The following is a 20,410-nucleotide window of genomic DNA, read 5'->3' on the forward strand; positions in this document are numbered from 1 at the left end:
CCTCTTGGGCAAAAAGCAATCAGGCGTTCAATGTGGTTCAGTCGAACAGTGTCTGGGAGGTCTCGCCGCGATGAAAGGCAAACGCGGCTTCCAGGTCGCTTTCGATGGTGCGCCCTCGGGACAGCGGCGGCAGGTCATCCAGGCTGAAAAAGCCCACTTCGGTGGTTTCGAACCCGGCCATGGGGGCCAGTTGATCGACGCGCTCACACAGGAAATACAGCTTGTAGAAGTCCCGCACATCCGGGCGATACAAGCCCTTGGCCTTGTGGGTGACGCTGTACAGCGCCCGTGCGGTGACGGTCAGCCCGGCCTCTTCACGGATCTCCTTGACGATGTTTTCCGCCGCCGACAGGCCGATATCGGCATAACCGCCCGGCAATGCCCAGCAGCCATCGGTCAATTCGCGCACCAGCAGGATCCGGTCGCCTTCGATCACCGCGCCCCGCACGTCGATCATCGGGGTGGAATAGCGCTTGGCAAAGTCCGGCACCAACCCGGTGATGCGTTCCAGGGGTACGTTGCCCAGTTGCGCCAGCATGCTGTGGGCAATCTCGGCGATTTCCTCCAGGCGCTCGCGCTCGAAATCGTCGGTGCAAAAATGCAGTCCCGTGGAGGCCAACGCCTGCAAGCGTTTGGCCTGGGCCAGCCAGGTGTTTTCCATGGATGCTCCTAAAGGGTTTTGCGCATGTACACCCGATGCAGGCCGTGTGCTTCGGCCCGATGGGTCTCGCTGTAACCACGACGGGTGTACAGGGCAATGTTTTCAGTCATTGCCACGTTGGTATAGAGCCGGATAGCCGAGTAGCCGGCGTCGCGCGCCTGGTGTTCGGCAAAGTCCATCAGGTGGCGTCCCAACCCCAGGCCCTGGGCTTGCGGGGCGACAGCCAGGTTGTCCAGCAACAGTGCGTCGGGAGCATCCAGCAGGATAATGAAGCCCTGTACCTGCCCGGCATTGTCCAGCACGTGTACGCCTCCCGCCGCGACAAGCGCCTGATAGTTTTCCAGCATCGGACCGGGTTGGCGGCCGATACGCGTGATGTAAGGCGAGTAGGCGGCTTCAACGATGGCTTCGATGGCGGCCACATCATGGGCGTTGGCAGGGCGCATCATGACAGCGTGCTCCGAGTGGGCTGGAGGCCATGACTGTACGGGAGCCGGACATAAAAAAACCACCCGAAGGTGGTTTTTCAGCAGCCGGTGGCTTACTCGCCGCGGTAGATGCAACCGCTGGTGCAGGTTTCGTGGATGCGGATTGCACTGAGTTCCGGCAGCAGGGGCTTGAGCTCATTCCAGATCCACTTGGCCAGCACTTCGCTGGTCGGGTTTTCCAGGCCGGGAATGTCGTTGAGGTAGTTGTGGTCGAGGCGCTCGTAGAGCGGCTTGAAAATCGCCTTGATCTCCGAGAAGTCGCGAATCCAGCCGGTATGGGGATCCAGGTCGCCGCTCAGGTGGATCGCCACCTTGAACGAATGCCCATGCAGGCGCCCGCATTTGTGGCCGTCCGGTACGTGGGGCAGGCGGTGGGCGGATTCGAATGTAAATTCCTTGAAGATTTCCACAGTGTTTTCAGCTCGGTCGGTGTCTGGCAGGCGGCGAGTTTAACAGCTTGATCCCATACCGCGCATACCGTCCCTCCGTAGGCGCCGGCTTACCGGCGAAAAATCCAACAGGCGCCGCGTTATCGTTGATGCCCATCGCCGGCAAGCCGGGCGCCTACAGGGGCTGGAGTCGCTCGCCCAATTGGTTGTTATCGGCCAATTCCAGGAACTCATCCCCCAAGCGCCGGCTCTCGCTCATCGCGGTTTGCCAGTACTTGTTGCGGCTCGGGTCATCGCCCATGAAACGCTTGAAGTCACTGCGGTCCGGCAGCTTGCCGTGGGGCAGGCGGGCCAGGTAGTCCTTGGACGGGGCGAGTAGCAACACATCCTGCAAGCCCTGTTGATTGCTGCGCCGCCACGGCAGGCCTTTGTCGAACCAACCGGGGATGACCCGGTCGGTGAAGTGCGGGTAAAGCACGATGTCATCGCCGTGGTAGGGCAGGTCGAGGTGGTAGTCCAGCAGGCCGCCGTCGCGGTAGGTGCCCGCGCCCGCGCCTGGCAGGTCGCGCACGCCTTGCATCACCATAGGGATCGAGCCCGAGGCCAGTAGCGCCTGGCGCAGGTTACCCAATTCCAGGTCGAGGAAGCGCGACGGGAAATCCTGCAACGGATGCACCGGTGGTGCCTGGCGCGGGTCGTGGATGATCAGTCGCTCGAAATGCCGCGACAACCGCGCGCGGCCCCGCAGGTTATCGGCGATCACTGACGACAGGCCCAGCCCGAGGCGGCCACGGTGGTCGTCGGCGAGCAGGCCATGGCTTTTGACCACCATGATGTTCAGGCGGTAGTCGGGGTTGTCCAGCACCCGTGCATCACGGCCGGCGAGCAAGTCGTCGAGCATGCGCTGGCAACTGCGGCTGACTTCGGCCATGGTCACGCCTTTGGCAAAACGTTGTTCGTTGTACAGGCGGCCGAGATCGAGCAGGCCTTGCACCGGGTCGGGCAAGCAGGCGCTGGCAAACCGCCAGGAACCGATGGACGCGCCGATCAGCGCGCGCTCCCGTGGCATGCGTGGCAGCCAGTCGCCGAACAGCGCCAGGTCCAGGCCCTGGATACCCAAGGCCTTGGGGCCGCCGGCCGCACCGGGTAGGATGCCTACATCGGCCGGTTTGAGGCCTTGCTCACGAATGCGTGTAAAGGCGCGTTTGCCGGCCTTGAGGGTCAGGGCAGGAAACTTGATGTGGATGGCAGTCATACCAGTCTCAGTTAAAGCGAGCGGATCAGTATAAGAAATCTCGCACAACAGTTGGGAAATGGACTATCGGCAATTGCCATGGTGGCAATTCAGTTTCAGTTAAGTTGCGGCGGTTAACGTGGCAACGTCAAGAAACAACAGGATTGGTAATGAAGGTATATCGACGCACGGGCGGTCGAGTGGCGCTGGTGTTGCTGCTGATCAGCTCAGGCCTGGCGGCCCATGACCTCGGACAGGACGAAGCGCTGCGCCTGCGCCAGAAGGGGGTCATTGCACCCCTGGAAGATTTGTTGGGGCCGGCGTTCGCGCGCTACCCTGGGTCCAAGCTGCTGGACGCCGAGCTGGAAGAACACGACGACCGGCCGGTGCGCTATATCTATGAAATCGAACTGTTGACCGCCGACGGCGTGGTGCGTGAAATCGAGCTGAATGCCAGCACCGGCGAGCTGCTCAAAGATAAGGAAGACGACTGATGCGCCTGCTCCTGGTGGAAGACAATGTGCCCCTGGCCGATGAACTGTTGGCCGGCCTGCAGCGCCAGGGCTATGCCGTCGACTGGCTGGCCGATGGGCGCGACGCTGCGTACCAGGGCCGCAGTGAACCCTACGACCTTATTATCCTCGACCTCGGTTTGCCTGGCCTGCCGGGGCTTGACGTGCTGGCGCAATGGCGAACTGCCGCCTTGGCCACGCCGGTGCTGATCCTCACTGCCCGGGATTCGTGGGCCGAGCGCATCGAAGGGCTCAAGGCCGGTGCCGACGATTACCTGGCCAAACCGTTTCACCCTGAGGAACTGTACCTGCGCATCCAGGCGCTGTTGCGTCGCTCCCACGGCCGTGCCAATCAGCCCACGTTGCAGGCGGCGGGCTTGCACTTGGATGAAGGCCGTCAATGCGTGTTGCGTGACGGCGAAGAGATCCAGCTGACCGCCGCCGAATTCCGTCTGCTGCGTTACTTCATGCTGCACCCCGAACAAATCCTCTCGAAAAGCCACTTGGCCGAGCACCTCTATGACGGCGAGACCGAGCGCGATTCCAACGTGCTGGAAGTCCACGTCAACCACCTGCGACGCAAATTGGGCCGCAGCGTGATCGAAACCCGGCGTGGCCAGGGTTACCTGTTTGGCGCAAGCCCCGCATGAGGTCGATTCAACGGCGCCTCAGCCTGGGGCTGATCAGTGTGATGGTGGTCGTCGGCGTGGCGCTGGCGCAAACCAGCCTGTGGTTGTTCGAAGCGGGGTTGCAGCGCTACCTGGAAGCCGGGCTGCGCAATGACGCCGAGAACCTGCTGGTGGCGCTGGTACGCGCGGCAGGCGGCGTGCAGTTGGATGAGCAGCGCTTGTCGCCGGCCTACCAACGGCCGTTTTCCGGGCATTATTTTCGCATTGATTTTGACGATACCCACTGGCGCTCGCGTTCGCTGTGGGACCAGGAACTGCCACGCCTGCCCGAGATCGGGCTCAAGGGCAACCTGCAATTGGGGCCGGAAGGTCAGCAACTGCTGGTGCTGCGCGCCGACTACAAGCGCTATGGCCGGTTGATCTCGATCAGCGTGGCTCAGGACTACACGCCCGTGCGGGAAAGTTTTCGCCTGATGCGTCGGATTGGCCTGATCCTCGGCCTGGCCGCGCTATTATTGGTGTTGATCCTGCAGCGGGTTACCGTGCGCCGTGCGTTGCGCCCGCTGGAAACCGCGCGCGAACAGATCGCCCAATTGCAACAAGGCCAGCGCTCGCAACTCGACACGCAGGTGCCGCTGGAGCTGGAACCGCTGGTGGCGCAGATCAACCACCTGCTGGCCCACACCGAAGACAGCCTCAAGCGCTCGCGCAATGCCCTGGGCAACCTGGGCCACGCCCTGAAAACCCCGCTGGCGGTGTTATTGAGTGCGGCCTCGAGCGAAGCCCTCAAGGACCACCCCGAATTGAGCAAACTGTTGCGCGACCAACTGGAGCAGGTGCAGCAACGCCTCAACCGCGAGCTCAACCGCGCACGCCTGGCCGGTGAAACCCTGCCAGGCGCGTTGTTCGACTGCGAAAAAGAACTGCCCGGCTTGCTCGCCACGTTGACCATGATCCACGGCGAACACCTGGACCTGAGCTACCACGTGCCCCCTGGCCTGCAACTGCCCTGGGACCGTGAGGATTTGCTGGAGCTGCTGGGCAACCTGCTGGACAACGCCTGCAAATGGGCGGATGCGGATGTGCGGTTGAGCGTCAGCGAAACAGCGCAAAGCTATGTGCTGGCGGTAGACGACGACGGTCCCGGTATCCCTGAAACGCAACGCGACCAAGTGCTCAGCCGAGGCGCACGCCTGGACGAGCAGATCGACGGCCACGGTTTGGGCCTGGGGATTGTGCGCGATATCGTCGAAGTGTGGGGCGGGGTGCTCCAACTGCAAGCAAGCGAGCTGGGCGGCCTCAAGGCCTTGATCGAACTGCCCAAACGCTAGAATTGACACGCCACCGATCAACAATGTGGGAGCTGGCTTGCCTGCGATGGCATCACAGAGGTGTGACTGACACACCGGGTTGCCTGCATCGCAGGCAAGCCAGCTCCCACATGGTATCGCCACCCCATTCGAGGGCAATCCGTTACACCCGAAACTGATCCATCAACCCCTGCTGCTGATTGGCCAGGCTGTTCAGCGCCTGGCTCACCCGCGCCGATTCATTGGCCTGTTCCGACAACGACTCGGTCACATCCCGGATCGTCGCCACGTTGTTGTTGATTTCCTCGGCCACCGCGCTCTGCTCTTCAGCGGCGCTGGCGATCTGCAGGTTCATGTCGCTGATCACCGTCACCGCATCGCCGATCTGGCGCAGGGCGGTCACGGCCTGGCCGACCTGCTCGACGCTGCCTTGGGCCTGGCGATAGCTGTTGCCCATGGCGCCCACCACATCTTCGGTGCCACTTTGCAGGTGTTCGATCACCAGGCGGGTTTCTTCCACCGACTCCTGGGTGCGGCGCGCCAGGTTGCGCACTTCATCGGCCACCACGGCAAAACCGCGACCGGCTTCACCGGCACGGGCCGCTTCGATCGCTGCGTTGAGGGCCAGCAAGTTGGTCTGCTCGGCGATGCCGCGAATCACTTCCAGCACCGAACCGATTTTCTCGCTGTTGGCCGCCAAGCCTTCAACCTGCGCCATGGCCGTGCTCATGTCGGCGGCCAGGTTGCCAATGTTGGTGGTGGTGCGGTCGATTACCGTCAGGCCTTCACGGGTCGACTGGTCGGCATCGCGCGCTGCCTGGGCTGCCTGGGCGGCGCTGCGGGCGACGTCCTGGGCGGTGGCGCTCATTTCGTGGGAGGCGGTGGCCACTTGATCGACCTGGCGATATTGCTGCTCCATGCCAGCACTGGTTTCACTGGCGATGGCGGCCGATTGGTCAGCGGTGCCACGGGCGTCCTGCACCGAGCGCTTCACCTCGGCAATGATCGGTTGCAGCTTGTCGAGGAAACGGTTGAACCAGCCGGCCAACTGCCCCAGCTCGTCCTGCTTGTCGTAGGCCAGGCGGCGGGTGAGGTCGCCTTCACCGCTGGCGATGTCTTCCAGCATGCTGGCCACGCCAAGGATCGGCCGGGTCACGCTGCGGGCCATCAGCCACACGAGGATCAGGCCAAGCACGGCCGCAAACAGGCCCAGGCTCAGCTCGAGCAAGGTGCCCTTGGCATTGTCGGCATCCAGTTGGGTTTTCAGTGCCTCGGCCGGGGCCACCAGCACTTTTTCCGGCACATCCAGCAACACGCCCCATGCCTTGCCGTCCGGGATCGGTGCAAACGGCGCCAGCACCTTGAGCTGATGGTCGGTGCGCAGGCTGCGCAGTTGGTTGCTGCTGGCCAGGGCGCTGATCAATTGCGCGCCGTTGGCGGTGTCGACCTTGTCCAGGCGCTGGCTGAGCTTGCCGGCGTCCGGGCTGTAGCCGGCGAGCAGGCCGGTAGGGCTGAGGATGCTGACTTGGGTCTGGCCGTCATACAGCTTGTGGCTCGCCTGTTGGCTCACGGCCTGCAGACTGTTTAGGTTGATGTCCACCGACAGCGACGCGATGACTTTGCCATTGACCATCAGTGGGAACACGATGCTGGTCATCAGCACGTTCTGCCCGTTGATTACATAGAAGTACGGCTCGATCACACAGGGCTTGAGCGTGGTGCGCGGGCAGGTGAACCAGGCGTTGGCCTTTTCACCGCTGGGGCCGACGCGGGTGTCGGCCATATCGCTTTCCGGCAGCGCCATCGACTCCAGTTTGCCGGGCGTGGGTTGCGACCAGTACAGGGCGAAGCGGCCCTTGTCGTTACTGCCCAGTTCTGCCTGGTTGGCGAACAGCTCGTCCTTGCCATCCAGGGCGTTGGCTTCGAACACCAGGGACAAGCCGAGCAAGTCGGGGTTGGCCTGTAGGGCCGCCTTGACCTGGCGGGTCAGGTCTTCGCGGGTGTCGAACGCATCCAAAAAGCGTTTTTCGGCCTGCTCGCGCAAGAACAGCACCTGGCGGGAAAATCCGTGGCCATATTGATATGCGTCCATGAACTGACGGCGAATGCCCAGGGCCTGGGCTTCACCCTGGGCTTCGATGCGCGCTTGGGCGGCTTGATCGAGCATCTGCATGCTGGACGCCTTGACCTGCTCCGAGCTCTGTTCCATGCGATACAACGACAAACCCACCAGCAGGGTCACGATCCCCAGCAGGCACAGGCCGGCGAGCAGGGTGATTTTCCATTGAATGGAAAGCTGTCTGAGAGACATCGAGGCGCATCCTTAACCTGAAAACACAGAGAGCCTTTGTATCGGCCGCGTTTTTTGGTTCTTTATTATTTAAACGTTCAATTTAAACCCAAAAGCGGCGCCGTTTTTTGACATGCAGCCGCGCCTGCTGCAAAGTGCGCGCCCTCTAATAAGACCTCCTTCAAGCCTGCACGCTGGCAGCCATCCACCCGATGGCCGCCTGGGCGCGGGCATGCCTGTTTTTTATGTTTCTGCTTGAGGTAACCATGATTAACGCAGTCATTGCCGCGGTCGGCACCATGCTGGTGCTCAGCTTGTCCCGCGTGCATGTGGTCATCGCCATCATCGTCGGCGCCCTGGTGGGCGGCTTGACCGGTGGCCTGGGCATCGAGGCCACGCTCAAAGCCTTCAACGGCGGGCTGGGCGGCGGCGCTACTGTGGCGCTGTCCTACGCCTTGCTCGGCGCGTTCGCCGTGGCCATTGCCAAATCCGGCCTGGCCCACGCGCTGGCCGACAAGGCGCTGATGCTGGTGGACCGTCAGGAAGCCACCGGCGGCAGCCATGTCAAATGGCTGTTGATCGGCCTGCTCTGGGTCGTGGCGATCGCCTCGCAGAACATCCTGCCGATCCATATCGCGTTTATCCCGTTGCTGGTGCCGCCGCTGCTGTACGTGCTGACCAAGCTGCAACTGGACCGCCGCCTCATTGCCTGTGTGATGACCTTCGGCCTGATCACCCCGTACATGTTCCTGCCGGTGGGCTTCGGCAATATCTTCCTCAACCAGATCCTGCTGGCCAACGTGGCCAAGAGCGGGGTGGACATCAGCCAGGTCAACGTCACCCACGCCATGGGGTTGCCAGCGCTGGGCATGGTGGTCGGCCTGCTGGTGGCGGTGTTCGTCAGCTACCGCAAGAAACGCGTATATGACCTGGAGAAAATCGAACGGGTCGAGCAAGTAGCCGTGCAGTACAACCCGCTGACCCTGCTGGTGGCCGGCCTGGCGATTGCCTCGGCGTTCATCATTCAGCTGTGGCTGGACTCGATGATCATCGGCGCCCTGGCCGGTTTCCTGATCTTCTCGGTGTCGGGCATCGTGCGCTGGCGCGAGACCGACGACCTGTTCACCGAAGGCATGAAGATGATGGCCATGATCGGCTTCATCATGATCGCCTCCTCAGGCTTCGCCGAAGTGCTCAAGGCCACAGGCGACGTGCGCTCGCTGGTGGAAGCCTCGGCGGCCTTCATCGGCCATAGCCGTGGCGTCGGCGCCTTGTTGATGTTGTTGGTGGGGTTGCTGGTGACCATGGGCATTGGTTCGTCGTTCTCCACGGTGCCGATCCTGGCGGCGATTTTCGTGCCGCTTTGCGTACAGCTGGGTTTCAGCCCGCTGGCCATCGTGTGCATCGTCGGCACGGCCGGCGCGTTGGGCGATGCGGGGTCGCCGGCGTCGGACTCCACCCTGGGCCCGACCTCCGGTTTGAACATTGACGGCCAGCATCACCATATCTGGGATACGGTGGTGCCGACGTTTTTGCATTACAACATTCCGCTGTTGGCTTTCGGCTGGCTTGCCGCCATGACGCTCTGATTGGGGACGGAGTACCTATCCATTGTTTGGGTAACGGCTACTTAGGGTTCCGCCCTTACGGCGGGTCACTTTTGGAAAAGCGCCAAAAGTAACCAAAAACGCTCTGCCCCAACACTCGGCACCTCGCCTAGGCTCGGTGTGCCCGAACGCAGGCTTGAATCCGTGGGCCGCCGCCACGCGCCATCCATGGCGCGGGGCGGCTAACCCGGCGTCCTGCCGGGTTACCCACGGATTCAAACCTGCGTTCGGCCAGCGTGTTTGACGGGGCGCCTAAGATCAAAATCAAAAGCACGGCGGCCTAGTAGCCGACCTGAGTGGTTAGATCAAAAGCAGATACGTGTAGGAGCTGGCTTGCCAGCGATGCAGACACTGCGGTGAATCAGGTACACCGGGCAGATGCCATCGCAGGCAAGCCAGCTCCCACAGTGATGGCGCCGCGTCAGGCATCTCGGTACACCCACAAGCCCAATCAAACCAGCGATAGCTCTTCGCTCTTGATCTACACCACTCAAGCCGGCTGTCAGGCCGCTGTGCTCTTGCTGTTGATCTTGATTTTGATCTTAAGCGCCCCGTCAAACACGCTGGCCGGAATTCGGCAGGGATTTGGGGGGTAAGCCGGCAGGACGCCGGCTTAGCCGCCCCGCGCCATGGATGGCGCGTGGCGGCGGCCCCCCAAATCACTGTCGGATTACGGGCACACCGAGCGTGAGCGAGGTGCCGAGTGTTGGGGCAAGAGCCCTTTTGGTTACTTTTGGGGCTCTTTTCCAAAAGTGACCCGCTGTAAGAGCGGAACCAATACAAGCCATCACCAAAAAATGGATATGTACCCAGCCTCCAACCCCAACCCCCTACAGATATCCACCCACTGGCCGTTAACCTCTCATAGTCGCCACTAATAAGAGAGAAAAGCCATGCGTCTGAGCCTCAAGGCCAAAGTCCTGTCCCTGGCTATCGTGCCGGTGTTGCTGTTTGCCGTGGTCATCAGCCTGACCACCGTGTGGATTCTCCAGGGCCAGGCGCGCAATGAGGTGGAGGAAACCCGCCAGCGCCTGCTCAACGACGCCAAGGCCACCCTGCAAAGTTATGTCGAGGTGGCCATGACCACCATCAAGCCACTCTATGACGCCGCCGCCCCCGGTGACAGCGCCGCGCGGGCGCAGGTGGTCAAGTTGCTGTCCAACACCAGCTACGGCAAGGACGGCTACTTCTTCGGCTACGACTCCGAGACCATCCGCCTGTTCAAGGGCAACAGCCCCGACGGCGTGGGCAAGAGCTTCAAGGACAACCGCGACCCCAACGGCGTCTACGTCAACCGCGACCTGGTCAAGGTCGGCAAGGACGGCACCCACTACCTGCAATACAGCTCGACCCAGCCCGGGCAGACCGAACTGGTGCCCAAGCTCGGCTACACCGAATACCTGCCCAAGTGGGACATGGTGATTGGTACGTCGGTGAACCTCGACGGCATCGAAGCCCAGGTGGCGGTGGTCGAAGCCAAGGTTGAGAAGCGCATGGCAGGCGTGTTGCTGAGCATCCTCGGCGTGGCCGTGGTGGTGCTGCTGGTGATTGCCGCCGTGGGCATGGTGCTGGCCAACACCATTTTGCGTCCGCTGAACCTGATGAAAGCCAACCTCGACGACATCGCTGCCGGCGAAGGCGACCTGACCCGCCGCCTGGCCATTACCAGCCAGGATGAACTGGGCGACCTGGCCGGTGCGTTCAACCGCTTTGTCGACAAGATCCACGGCCTCGTGCGCCAGATCACCGAGATGACCTCGCAACTCACTGGCCTGGTGAGCCAGGTATCCGACCAGGCCCAGCGCTCCGAGCAGGCCATGGAGCGCCAGCGGCACGAAACCGACCAGGTCGCCACCGCGATCAACCAGATGTCGTCGGCTGCCCACGAAGTGGCGCGCAGTGCCCAAGGCGCCGCCGTGGCCGCGCAACAGACCGACGCCGAAGGCCAGGCCGCCAAGCGCGTGGTGGATGGCAGCATCGCGCAGATCCATGCACTGGTGAACGACATCCGCAGCAGCGGCGTGTCCCTCGACAGCCTGCAGCAGGACGTGTCGTCGATTGTCAGCGTGCTTGGGGTGATCCGCTCGATTGCCGAGCAGACCAACCTGCTGGCGCTTAACGCCGCCATTGAAGCCGCGCGGGCAGGGGAGGCCGGGCGCGGGTTTGCGGTGGTGGCCGACGAAGTGCGTGCCCTGGCCAGCCGCACCCAGACCAGCACCCAGGAAATCCAGGGCATGATCGACCGCCTGCAAAAAGGCACCGAGGCGGCGGTGGATGCCATGCGCCGTTCCAGCGATGCCGGTGACGGCACCTCGGCCCAGGCCAACGAAGCCGGGGCGTCCCTGGACACCATGGCGCAGCTGATCGGCACCATCAATTCGATGAACGCCCAGATCGCCAGCGCCGCCGAAGAACAGACTGCCGTGGCCGAAGAGATCAACCGCAGCGTGCACCAGATTGCCGTGGCGGTGGACAGCGTGGCCGATGAGACTCAGTTGGGTGCCCAGACCTCCCGCAGCCTGGCCGATCTGGGCCAGCGCCTGGGCCAGTTGGTGGGGCAGTTCCGCATCTGATCAGCCATAGCTTCGGCGTATGTTGGCCTAACGTTAATACGAATATACCTATCACAGCCCCTCAGTGAGACTTGAGCCCCAACCACAACAGGGGCTCACCTGATGCCGCTTCCCGACCCGCTTCAGCGCCTGGCTGAACTCGACACCAACACCGTCTCCGACGCCCTGGACTTCCTGCAACTGCCGGGGGCCGTCGTTGGCATTCGCCCATTGTGGGATTGCCCAAAGGTGGTGGGCCGGGCCAGCACGGTCAAGCTGGCGCCCAAGACCGACGCGGCCCCTGGCGTGCACCTGATCTCGCCGGTGATCGATGCGATCACCACCGACGACCGCGTGCTGGTGATTGCCGGCGGCATCGAAGGCATTTCCTGCTGGGGCGACATCATCGCCAACGCCGCCGTGGCCAAGAAGATCCGCGGCTCGGTGATCGACGGTTTCAGCCGCGATATCGACGGCAGCGCCTCCATTGGCTACCCGGTGTATGGCCGTGGCGTGACCATGATCAGCGCACGCAACCGCGTGGTACAGGTGGATTCCGGCGTGACCCTCAATGTCGGCGGTGTGGCGGTGTCGGAAGACGACTACGTGATCGCCGACCGCTGCGGCAGTGTGTTCATCCCCGCTGCGGTGATTGAGCAGGTACTCGACCTGGGCGAACGCATCGCCGCCCGTGAAGCCGGCATGGTCGATGCCGTGCGCAGCGGCCGTTCGGTCGCCGATGTGATGCATGACAGCCAATTCGAAGCCATCCGCGTGGAGCCTGCCCGATGAACGATCAACAATTAGTCGCCCTGTTTGCAGGCCTCGACACCCCCGGCGTTTCGGACGCCATGGACAAGCTCGGCATCCCCGGCCAGTGCCTGGGCATCGCGCCGCTGGATAACTACCACGGCACCGTGGTGGGCCCGGCATTCACCGTGCAATACGTGCCCGCCAACACGCCACCGGGTTCGGTGGGGGACTTTATCGAAGACGTGCAACCCGGTGACGTGGTGGTGATCGCCAACGCCGGCCGCACCGACTGCACCGTGTGGGGCGACATCATGACCCAGTACGCCGGGGCACGCGGGATCGCCGCCACGGTGATCGACGGCGTGTGCCGCGACGTGAGCAAGGCCTTGGGCGACGGCTACCCGCTGTTCACCCGGGGCCGCTACATGCGCACCGGCAAGGACCGCGTGGAAGTGTTGTCGGTGAACCAGCCGGTGGCTATCAGTGAGACCCGTGTGTGTGCCCGCGACATCGTGGTGGCCGATGCCAATGGCGTGCTGGTGGTACCCCGCGCCCGTGCCGCCGAAGTGGCGCAGGTCGCACGGCAGATCGAAGCCGTGGAAGCGCAGATCCGCGCCCAGATCGAAGCCGGCAAGACTCTCAAGCAAGCGCGTGCATCCCTGGGTTATCACACCCTGCAGAGGAAGCCGTCGTGATCCTTCTGAACAAGCGCCTGGCCCAGGCCCAGCCGTCCGCCACGTACCGCATCATCGACCGCGTGGCCGAGCGCCGCGCCCAAGGGGCGAAGATCATCTCGCTGTGCGCTGGCGAGCCGGATTTCGACACCCCGGCGCATATCCGCCAGGCGGGCATCGATGCGATCCGCGACGGCCATACGCGTTATACCCAGGTGGCCGGGGTGCGTGCGTTGCGAGAAGCGGTGGCCGAGAAGTTCCGCCACGAAAACGGCCTGGACGTCACCTGGCAAGACACGCTGGTCAGCAATGGCGGCAAGCACGTGATCTACAACGCCCTGGCCGCCACCCTGAATGAAGGCGATGAGGTCATCGTGCCCGCGCCGTACTGGGTCAGCTACCCGGAGATGGTTGAGCTGTGCGGCGGTACGGCGAAGGTGCTGGCCTGCGGTGCGGAGGATGGCTTCAAGCTGACGCCTGCGGCCCTCGACGAGGCGATCACGGTGAACACCCGCTGGCTGATCCTCAACTCGCCGTCCAATCCCACGGGGGCGGTGTACAGCCGGCAGGAGCTGCAAGGGTTGGCCGAGGTGTTGCTCAAACACCCACAGGTGCTGGTGCTGGCGGACGACATCTACGAACACCTGCTGTTCGACAACCAGCGTTTCTACACCCTGGCCCAGGTCGAGCCGCGCCTGGCCCCGCGGGTGCTGACCATGAACGGTGTGTCCAAGGCCTATGCCATGACCGGCTGGCGCATCGGCTTTGCCACCGGCCCGCGCTGGTTGCTGGAGGCGATGGAAAAACTCCAGGGCCAGCAGACCTCGGGCGCCAGTGCGATTTCCCAGCACGCGGCGATCGCCGCCTTGAGCGGCCCGCAGGATTTTGTGCAGGCCTCGCGGGCAGTGTTCCAGCGCCGTCGCGACCTGGTGGTGTCATTGCTCAACGCCACGCCGGGGCTGACGTGCGCGAACCCGTCCGGCGCGTTCTACGCTTTTGCCTCTTGCGCGGGCCTGTTGGGGCGCACCTCGCCGGCCGGCACGCTGCTGCAGACCGACGAAGACGTAGCCCACGCCTTGCTCGATGAGGCCAATGTGGCGGTGGTGCATGGCAGCGCATTCGGCCTGGCGCCGTACCTGCGCATCGCCTATGCCCTGGACGACGAGGCGTTGCGCCAGGCTTGTGCAGCCATCCACCGCTTCTGCGCCGCGACCCGCTAGAGGTCGCGCATCAGCAGGCCGAAACGCAGGTCCATCGTGGTCGGGAGCGGCACATACACCGTGTGCCCGTCTCCCGGCGCCACCTCGATGGCCTCGCCCTCGGCGTTGTGCAACGTGGCCAGGTCAAAGTGGAAATTGCCGCTGGGGGTCATCAACTCCAGGTGGTTGCCCACGGCGAAGCGGTTCTTCACCTTGACCTCGGCCAACTCGCCTCGGCGTTCGCCAGTCAACTCGCCGACGAACTGTTGGCGCTCGGAGACCGAGCTGCCGTTCTGATAGTTCTGGTATTCGTCGTGTACGTGGCGGCGCAGGAAACCTTCGGTGTAGCCGCGTTGGGCCAGGGAGTCGAGATCGGTCATCAGGTTGCGGTCGAAGGCGCGGCCGGCCACGGCATCGTCAATTGCCTGGCGGTACACCTGGGTGGTGCGTGCGCAATAGAAGTGGGATTTGGTGCGGCCTTCGATCTTCAGCGAGTGCACGCCCATGTGGGTCAGGCGCTCCACATGCTGCACGGCACGCAGGTCCTTGGCGTTCATGATGTAGGTGCCGTGTTCGTCTTCGAACGCCGGCATCTGTTCGTCCGGGCGGTTGGCTTCCTGCAACAGGAACACCTGGTCGGTGGGCGCGCCAATCCCCAGCGTCGGCTCGACCTGTTGGACGATATCCCCGGTGGCGTTTTCCACCGCCGGGGTGGCCTGGTATTTCCAGCGGCACGCATTGGTGCAGGTGCCCTGGTTGGCGTCGCGCTTGTTCATGTAGCCCGAGAGCAGGCAGCGCCCGGAATAAGCCATGCACAACGCACCGTGCACAAACACTTCCAGCTCCATGGCCGGCACCTGCTGGCGGATTTCGTCGATCTCCTCCAGTGACAACTCCCGCGACAGGATCACCCGGCAGATCCCTTGCTGCTGCCAGAACTCCACGCTGGCCCAGTTCACCGTGTTGGCCTGCACCGACAAGTGAATCGGCATCTGCGGGAAGTGGCGGCGCACCAGCATGATCAGCCCCGGGTCGGACATGATCAGCGCGTCCGGGCCCATGGCGATCACCGGCGCCAGGTCCTTGAGAAAGGTCTTCAGCTTGGCGTTGTGCGGCGCGATGTTCACCACCACGTAGAAACGCTTGCCCAGCACATGGGCTTCCTGGATGCCGAGCGCCAGGTTGGCGTGGTCGAACTCGTTGTTGCGCACCCGCAGGCTGTAGCGCGGCTGGCCGGCGTAGACCGCATCGGCCCCGTAGGCGAAGGCGTAGCGCATGTTTTTCAGGGTGCCGGCAGGGGCGAGCAGTTCGGGGGCGAGGATGGGGGGCATGGGCTCGGGTCGCAAAAGGTCGCGAAGGTAGCCGAGCTTCATCGTCGGTTTATTGATCCAGGTCTATAAGGGCTGCCGTCCTTGGCATGAATGGGTGTTACGGGTGTGCCAGGTGGGCGCTGGCCACGGTCATTGCATCGCGGCCATCGCGGCTGCTGACACCTGCCAACCAGGTTTGCAGAACGTCAGGGTGGGCCTTGAGCCAGGCCTTGGCGGCGGCCCGGGGCTTCTGGTTCTGATTGAGCACCGCATCCATCAATTGGTTTTCCATGGCCAGGCTGAACGCCAGGTTCTGCAACAGCTTGCCGACATTGCTGCACTCGGTGAGATAATTCTTGCGCACGTTGGTGTACACCGTGGCCTGGCCGAGGTTGGGGCCGAAGTAATCATCGCCGCCGGTGAGGTATCTCATCTTGTTGCGGGTGTTCATCGGGTGCGGTTCCCAACCCAGGAACACCATCCATTCATTCTTGCGGGTGGCGCGTTTGAGTTGCGAGAGCATCGCCGCCTCGCTGGACTCGACGAGCTTGAAGTCCTTCAGGCCGAAGGCGTTCTTGTCGATCATGGTCTGGATCAGGCGGTTGCCGTCGTTGCCGGGCTCGATCCCGTAGAGCTGGCCGTTGAGGTTGTCTTTGAATTTGGCGATGTCGGCAAAGTCATGCAGCCCGGCGTCGTACACATAATCGGGCACCGCCAGTGTGTATTTGGCACCGTGCAGGTTGGCGCGCACGGTTTCCACCGTGCCAGCGTCGCGGAACGGCTTGATGTCGTTCTCGGTGGTGGGCATCCAGTTGCCGAGGAAGACGTCCAGGTCCTTGCCCGAGGCCAGGGCGCGGTAGGTGACCGGGATCGACAGCAGGGTGACCCGGGTGGTGTAGCCAAGGGACTCGAGCACCTCGCTGGTGATGGCGGTGGTGACGGTGATGTCGGTCCAGCCGACGTCCGAGAAACGCACGGTGGCGCAGGACTCAGGTTCGGCGGCCTGGGCGATCAGGGGCAAGGTTAACGACGCGAGCAAGAGCATGGCTTTCATGGGGCAACTCCTCAACGGTAGACGTCGGCAGCGCTCACTATGCGCTGCTGGCAAGGCGGCTCTTGATCAAACGCGGCATCACACGCCGCTTTTGTCGTGTTGCGCTATTGCCTCGCGACGGCCCCCCGTCCAGGCGCATTCGGTACAGCAGGTACACCGCGGTGGGGCTGGCGCGAGGCGAGCTCGCTCACTACTGAAGAATGTCGTTTCCCGTCAAGTGCGGCGTTGGTGCGGCCCTACACTGGGCAAAAAGCCGAGGGGGATGCGATGAATCAATCCGTGGAGCAACTGAGGGTGCGCCTGGCCTGTGCGTTTCGCTGGGCGGCGCGGCTGGACCTGCATGAATCGATTGCCAACCACTTCAGCGTGGCGGTGTCGGGGGACGGTCGGGACTTCCTGATCAACCCCTATGGCAAGCACTTCTCCCGGATCAGGGCCAGTGACTTGCTGCTGGTCAGCGCCGATGACCCGGCCAGCCTCGACTGCCCGGACGCGCCGGACATCACGGCCATGGCCCTGCACGGCGCGCTGCACCGCAACCAGCCACACGCGCGGTGCATCCTGCATACCCATTCCAAGTACGCCACCGCACTGGCCTGCCTGGCCGATTCGCGGCTGCCACCGATCGAGCAGAATGCGATGCGCTTTTTCGAGCGGGTGGTGATCGATGACGGCTTCGATGGCATGGGGCTGGGGGATGAGGCCGAGCGTGTCAGCCATTTGCTCGCGGGCAAGCCGATCCTGTTGATGGGCAACCACGGCCTGCTGGTCGCCGCACCCACCGTCGCCCAGGCGTTCGATGACCTGTATTACTTTGAACGGGCCTGCGAGACCTACCTCACGGCGCTCGCCACCGGCCGGCCGCTGCGTATTGCCAGCGATGACATCGCGCGCAAGACGTGCCGGCAATGGCTGGATTACCCCGGGTTTGCCGACAAACACTTCAACGCGCTGATGGGCATGCTGGATGAAGAGGAGCCTGGCTATCGCCTGTGAATTCAGTCGGCCTCGGCCGGGCGATGGGCCTGGCTCAGGGGCTGGCGCATCACCGGGGCGTTGAGCACCTGGCTGCGGTCTTCACTGGGCGGGCAGCCGAAGCGGGCGCGGTAGGTGCGGGAGAAATGCTCCAGTGAGCCAAACCCCGAGCAGGCCGCTACCTGCGCCACGCTCAGGCGGGTTTGCTGCAACAGGCTATGGGCCTTGGCGAGGCGCAGGGTGATGTAGTACTTGAGCGGCGACAGCCCGGTCTGGTACTTGAACTGGCGCTCCAACTGCCGGCGTGACAAGCCGACCTGGCTGGCAATCGCCTCGCAGTCCAACGGCTCCTCCAGGGCTTTTTCCATCAACTGCACGGCCCGGCGGATCTTGCTGCCGTACAGGCCGGTGCTGGCCTGGCCACCTTCCAGCTGCGGCGCGGCAGGGGCGCGCACCTGGCCCATCAACAGGTGCATGGCAATTTCCCGCGCCAGGCAGCTGTCGACGCTTTGGTCGATCCAGGCCAGCAGCATGTCCAGGGTGGACGTGGCACCGGCGCAGGTCATGCGTTGGCGTTCCAGGGTGTAGAGCTGTGGCTTGGCTTTCACCCGGGGATAGCTTTCCTGGAAACCCTGCAGGTTGTCCCAATGCACGGCGGCTTCGTACCCGTCCAGCACCCCGGCCGCGGCGAGCAGTTCGGTGCCGGTTTCCACACCCATCAACACTGCGCCGAACAGTGCCTGTTTGCGCAACCAGCTTTTTAGCGCCAGGTTGCGGCTGTGCTTGTGCACATCGAAACTGGCGATGACCAGGCACACATCAAACCCCTGGTCGGCATGCAGTCCCTCATCGGCGGTGGTGCACAGGCCGTTGCTGGCTTGTACCGGCGCTCCATCCAGGGACAGCAGCGTCCACTCGAACACCGGCCGCTGGGCCAGCCAATTGGCAATCACCAGGGGTTCGAGCACGGCGGCCAGGCCAAAATGGGAGAACGACGGCAGCAGCAACACCGACACCCGCAACGGCGCCACGTCGCCGCGCCGCCAGGTGAATCGGGTGGGTGTCTCAGAAGATGGGTTCATGAGGCCTCTCTATCGTTGCCGTGTCTGCCAGTGCGGATGAACCCACGCCGGAGCCTGGGACGGTGGCAGCGGCGCCAGTCCACGAATCAGGTCGCTGGCCTTTTCCGCGATCATCACCGTTGGCGCATTGGTATTGCCACTGACGATAATCGGCATGATCGAGGCGTCCACTACCCGCAGGTTGTCGAGGCCATGCACGCGCAGGTGCGTGTCCACCACCGCTTCGGGGTCCTCTGCCGGGCCCATCTTGCAGGTGCCGCTGGCGTGGTAACCGGTCTCCGTCACCTGTCGGGCCCAGGCGTCCAACTCGGCGTCGCTTTGGGCGTGTGCGCCGGGCACCAGCTCCTCGCCCGCGAACGTCGCCATGGCGGGCTGCCCGATGATCTCGCGCACCAGCCGCGCACCGGCGCGCATGTCAGCTCGATCCTGCTCCGTCTGCAGGTAATTGAACAGGATGCGGGGCGGTTGTCGAGGGTCGACGCTGCGGAGGGTCACACTGCCCAGGCTCGTGGGCCGCATCAGGTCGATATGCACCTGGAATGCATGGCCCTGCACCAGGTCGACACTGCCCGGCTGTACGGCCAAGGGCATGAAGGTCAATTGCAGGTCGGGGTGCTCCACGCCGGCCCGCGATCTGATGAACGCGCCCGCCTCGAAGTGGTTGCTCGCCGCCAGTCCGTCGTGGGTGACGAACCAGCGTGCGCCGATCCACCACTTGCCGGGGGCGGTGGTCCAGGGGTAGAGCGACACCGGCTGTTTGCAGCGGTACTGCACGACGGTGTCGGGATGATCGTTGAGCCGTTTGCCCACTCCTGGCAGCTCATGTATCACGCTGATGCCCACGTCCCGCAGTTCGGCGGCCGGGCCGACACCGGAGAGCAGCAACAGTTGAGGCGAATTGATGGCGCCGCTGGTCAGCAGCACTTCACGTCCGGCGAAAGCCTGGTGGATCTTGCTGCTCTGTTCATACTCGACGCCGATCGCTCGCTTGCCTTCAAACAGGATGCGCAACGCCAAGGCGTTGGTGGCCACCGTGACATTGCCGCGCGCCAACGCCTCGCCCAAGTAGCCTCGTGCCGTGCTCCAGCGCCGCCCGTTGCGGGTGGTGCGGTCCACCGGGCCAAAGGCTTCCTGGCGATAGCCGTTCAAATCCTTGCTCAGGCCATACCCGGCTTCGGCGCCGGCCTTGATGAAGGCTGCGCACAGTGGCGTGCGGGTATCGCCGGGGGTGACATGCAGGTGGCCGTTGGCACCTCGGTAATCATCGCCGCCGTCACGATGCTGCTGGGCGCGGATGAAATACGGCAGCACCTGGGCGTAGCTCCAGCCGGTGCAGCCGTGCTCGGCCCAGGCGTCGTAGTCACGGGCATGGCCGCGCATGTAGACCATGCCGTTGATCGACGACGAGCCGCCCAGCGTCCTGCCCCTGGGCGTGCTGATGCGGCGGTTGTCCAGGTAGGGTTCAGGCTCGGACTCATAGCGCCAGTTGTAGCGCGAGCCGCCCACCACAATGCCGACGGCGGAGGGCATATCGAGGGTCCAGCTCTTGTCCGCCGGCCCGGCTTCCAGCACCAGGATGCGCATGTTGGGGTCGCTTCCCAGGCGGTTGGCCAGCACGCAGCCGGCCGAACCCGCGCCCACAATCAGGTAGTCAAACACTGGCTCGGCCATGGTTTGGGGTGCTCCATTCA

Annotated in this window: 18 protein-coding genes and 1 pseudogene; 10 read left to right on the forward strand and 9 right to left on the reverse strand. The window is 63.6% G+C overall.

Going from position 1 to position 20,410, the window contains the following annotated elements; translation table 11 throughout:
* Nucleotides 1–37 precede the first annotated feature (37 nt).
* The 4 genes from M2394_RS20945 to M2394_RS20960 all read right to left on the reverse strand — a co-directional run bounded on the left by M2394_RS20945 (nt 38) and on the right by M2394_RS20960 (nt 2,793).
* Nucleotides 38–661, reverse strand: a complete 624-nt coding sequence (locus M2394_RS20945) for an NUDIX hydrolase (protein ID WP_178924323.1) — start codon at nt 659–661, stop codon at nt 38–40.
* Nucleotides 662–669: 8 nt separating this feature from the next.
* Complete coding sequence (locus tag M2394_RS20950) at nt 670–1,110, reverse strand: N-acetyltransferase (protein ID WP_259174416.1); 441 nt, start codon at nt 1,108–1,110, stop codon at nt 670–672.
* 92 nt (nt 1,111–1,202) lie between these two features.
* A complete protein-coding gene (queD, locus tag M2394_RS20955; protein WP_003173033.1) occupies nt 1,203–1,559 on the reverse strand; it encodes a 6-carboxytetrahydropterin synthase QueD in 357 nt (118 codons plus the stop codon).
* 154 nt (nt 1,560–1,713) lie between these two features.
* Nucleotides 1,714–2,793, reverse strand: a complete 1,080-nt coding sequence (locus M2394_RS20960; protein WP_259174419.1) for a patatin-like phospholipase family protein — start codon at nt 2,791–2,793, stop codon at nt 1,714–1,716.
* Between the two features lie 149 nt (nt 2,794–2,942).
* On the opposite strand from M2394_RS20960, the gene M2394_RS20965 reads away from it, so the two are divergent.
* Genes M2394_RS20965 through M2394_RS20975 form a run of 3 tightly spaced genes read left to right on the forward strand, consistent with a single transcriptional unit; the run spans nt 2,943 to nt 5,244 of the window.
* Complete coding sequence (locus tag M2394_RS20965; protein ID WP_178925841.1) at nt 2,943–3,266, forward strand: PepSY domain-containing protein; 324 nt, start codon at nt 2,943–2,945, stop codon at nt 3,264–3,266.
* Nucleotides 3,266–3,934 (forward strand): response regulator transcription factor, encoded by a 669-nt coding sequence (locus M2394_RS20970; RefSeq protein ID WP_259174420.1) that lies wholly within the window; start codon nt 3,266–3,268, stop codon nt 3,932–3,934. The genes M2394_RS20965 and M2394_RS20970 overlap by 1 nt, the downstream gene beginning before the upstream one ends.
* Complete coding sequence (locus M2394_RS20975; protein ID WP_259174421.1) at nt 3,931–5,244, forward strand: sensor histidine kinase; 1,314 nt, start codon at nt 3,931–3,933, stop codon at nt 5,242–5,244. The genes M2394_RS20970 and M2394_RS20975 overlap by 4 nt, the downstream gene beginning before the upstream one ends.
* A gap of 142 nt (nt 5,245–5,386) precedes the next feature.
* On the opposite strand, the gene M2394_RS20980 is transcribed toward M2394_RS20975, so the two are convergent.
* Entirely contained in the window at nt 5,387–7,534 is a 2,148-nt protein-coding gene (locus M2394_RS20980; protein WP_259174422.1) for a methyl-accepting chemotaxis protein, read from the reverse strand.
* Between the two features lie 248 nt (nt 7,535–7,782).
* Here M2394_RS20980 and M2394_RS20985 point away from each other — a divergent pair, with 248 nt between their 5' ends.
* From M2394_RS20985 to M2394_RS21005, 6 genes and pseudogenes are all read left to right on the forward strand, one after another.
* Nucleotides 7,783–9,102: a Na+/H+ antiporter family protein gene (locus M2394_RS20985; RefSeq protein WP_259174622.1), complete on the forward strand. Its 1,320-nt coding sequence runs from the start codon at nt 7,783–7,785 to the stop codon at nt 9,100–9,102.
* Nucleotides 9,103–10,013: 911 nt separating this feature from the next.
* A pseudogene (locus tag M2394_RS30525) lies at nt 10,014–10,835 on the forward strand (cache domain-containing protein); the annotation flags it as partial.
* A gap of 102 nt (nt 10,836–10,937) precedes the next feature.
* Complete coding sequence (locus M2394_RS30530; RefSeq protein ID WP_371319373.1) at nt 10,938–11,693, forward strand: methyl-accepting chemotaxis protein; 756 nt, start codon at nt 10,938–10,940, stop codon at nt 11,691–11,693.
* Nucleotides 11,694–11,795: 102 nt separating this feature from the next.
* Complete coding sequence (locus tag M2394_RS20995) at nt 11,796–12,464, forward strand: RraA family protein (protein ID WP_178925590.1); 669 nt, start codon at nt 11,796–11,798, stop codon at nt 12,462–12,464.
* Nucleotides 12,461–13,120, forward strand: coding sequence for an RraA family protein (locus M2394_RS21000; protein ID WP_259174423.1), 660 nt, complete (start codon nt 12,461–12,463; stop codon nt 13,118–13,120). Before M2394_RS20995 ends, M2394_RS21000 begins: the two co-directional genes overlap by 4 nt.
* Entirely contained in the window at nt 13,117–14,319 is a 1,203-nt protein-coding gene (locus tag M2394_RS21005; protein ID WP_259174424.1) for a pyridoxal phosphate-dependent aminotransferase, read from the forward strand. The genes M2394_RS21000 and M2394_RS21005 overlap by 4 nt, the downstream gene beginning before the upstream one ends.
* On the opposite strand, the gene yegQ is transcribed toward M2394_RS21005, so the two are convergent.
* Together yegQ and M2394_RS21015 are read right to left on the reverse strand one after the other, a co-directional pair.
* The gene (yegQ, locus tag M2394_RS21010; protein WP_178925593.1) at nt 14,316–15,629 is read right to left on the reverse strand and encodes a tRNA 5-hydroxyuridine modification protein YegQ; all 1,314 of its coding nucleotides are present in this window, start codon (nt 15,627–15,629) and stop codon (nt 14,316–14,318) included. The two genes, M2394_RS21005 and yegQ, sit on opposite strands and share 4 nt — an antisense overlap.
* A gap of 97 nt (nt 15,630–15,726) precedes the next feature.
* Complete coding sequence (locus M2394_RS21015) at nt 15,727–16,662, reverse strand: choline ABC transporter substrate-binding protein (RefSeq protein ID WP_259174425.1); 936 nt, start codon at nt 16,660–16,662, stop codon at nt 15,727–15,729.
* 267 nt (nt 16,663–16,929) lie between these two features.
* Here M2394_RS21015 and M2394_RS21020 point away from each other — a divergent pair, with 267 nt between their 5' ends.
* A complete protein-coding gene (locus tag M2394_RS21020) occupies nt 16,930–17,658 on the forward strand; it encodes a class II aldolase and adducin N-terminal domain-containing protein (protein WP_259174426.1) in 729 nt (242 codons plus the stop codon).
* Between the two features lie 2 nt (nt 17,659–17,660).
* On the opposite strand, the gene M2394_RS21025 is transcribed toward M2394_RS21020, so the two are convergent.
* Both M2394_RS21025 and M2394_RS21030 read right to left on the reverse strand, forming a co-directional pair.
* The gene (locus M2394_RS21025; RefSeq protein ID WP_259174427.1) at nt 17,661–18,719 is read right to left on the reverse strand and encodes a GlxA family transcriptional regulator; all 1,059 of its coding nucleotides are present in this window, start codon (nt 18,717–18,719) and stop codon (nt 17,661–17,663) included.
* A gap of 9 nt (nt 18,720–18,728) precedes the next feature.
* The gene (locus M2394_RS21030; protein WP_259174428.1) at nt 18,729–20,390 is read right to left on the reverse strand and encodes a choline dehydrogenase; all 1,662 of its coding nucleotides are present in this window, start codon (nt 20,388–20,390) and stop codon (nt 18,729–18,731) included.
* Nucleotides 20,391–20,410 lie beyond the last annotated feature (20 nt).

The sequence above is a fragment of the Pseudomonas sp. BIGb0164 genome, assembly GCF_024810135.1.
GTDB lineage: Bacteria > Pseudomonadota > Gammaproteobacteria > Pseudomonadales > Pseudomonadaceae > Aquipseudomonas.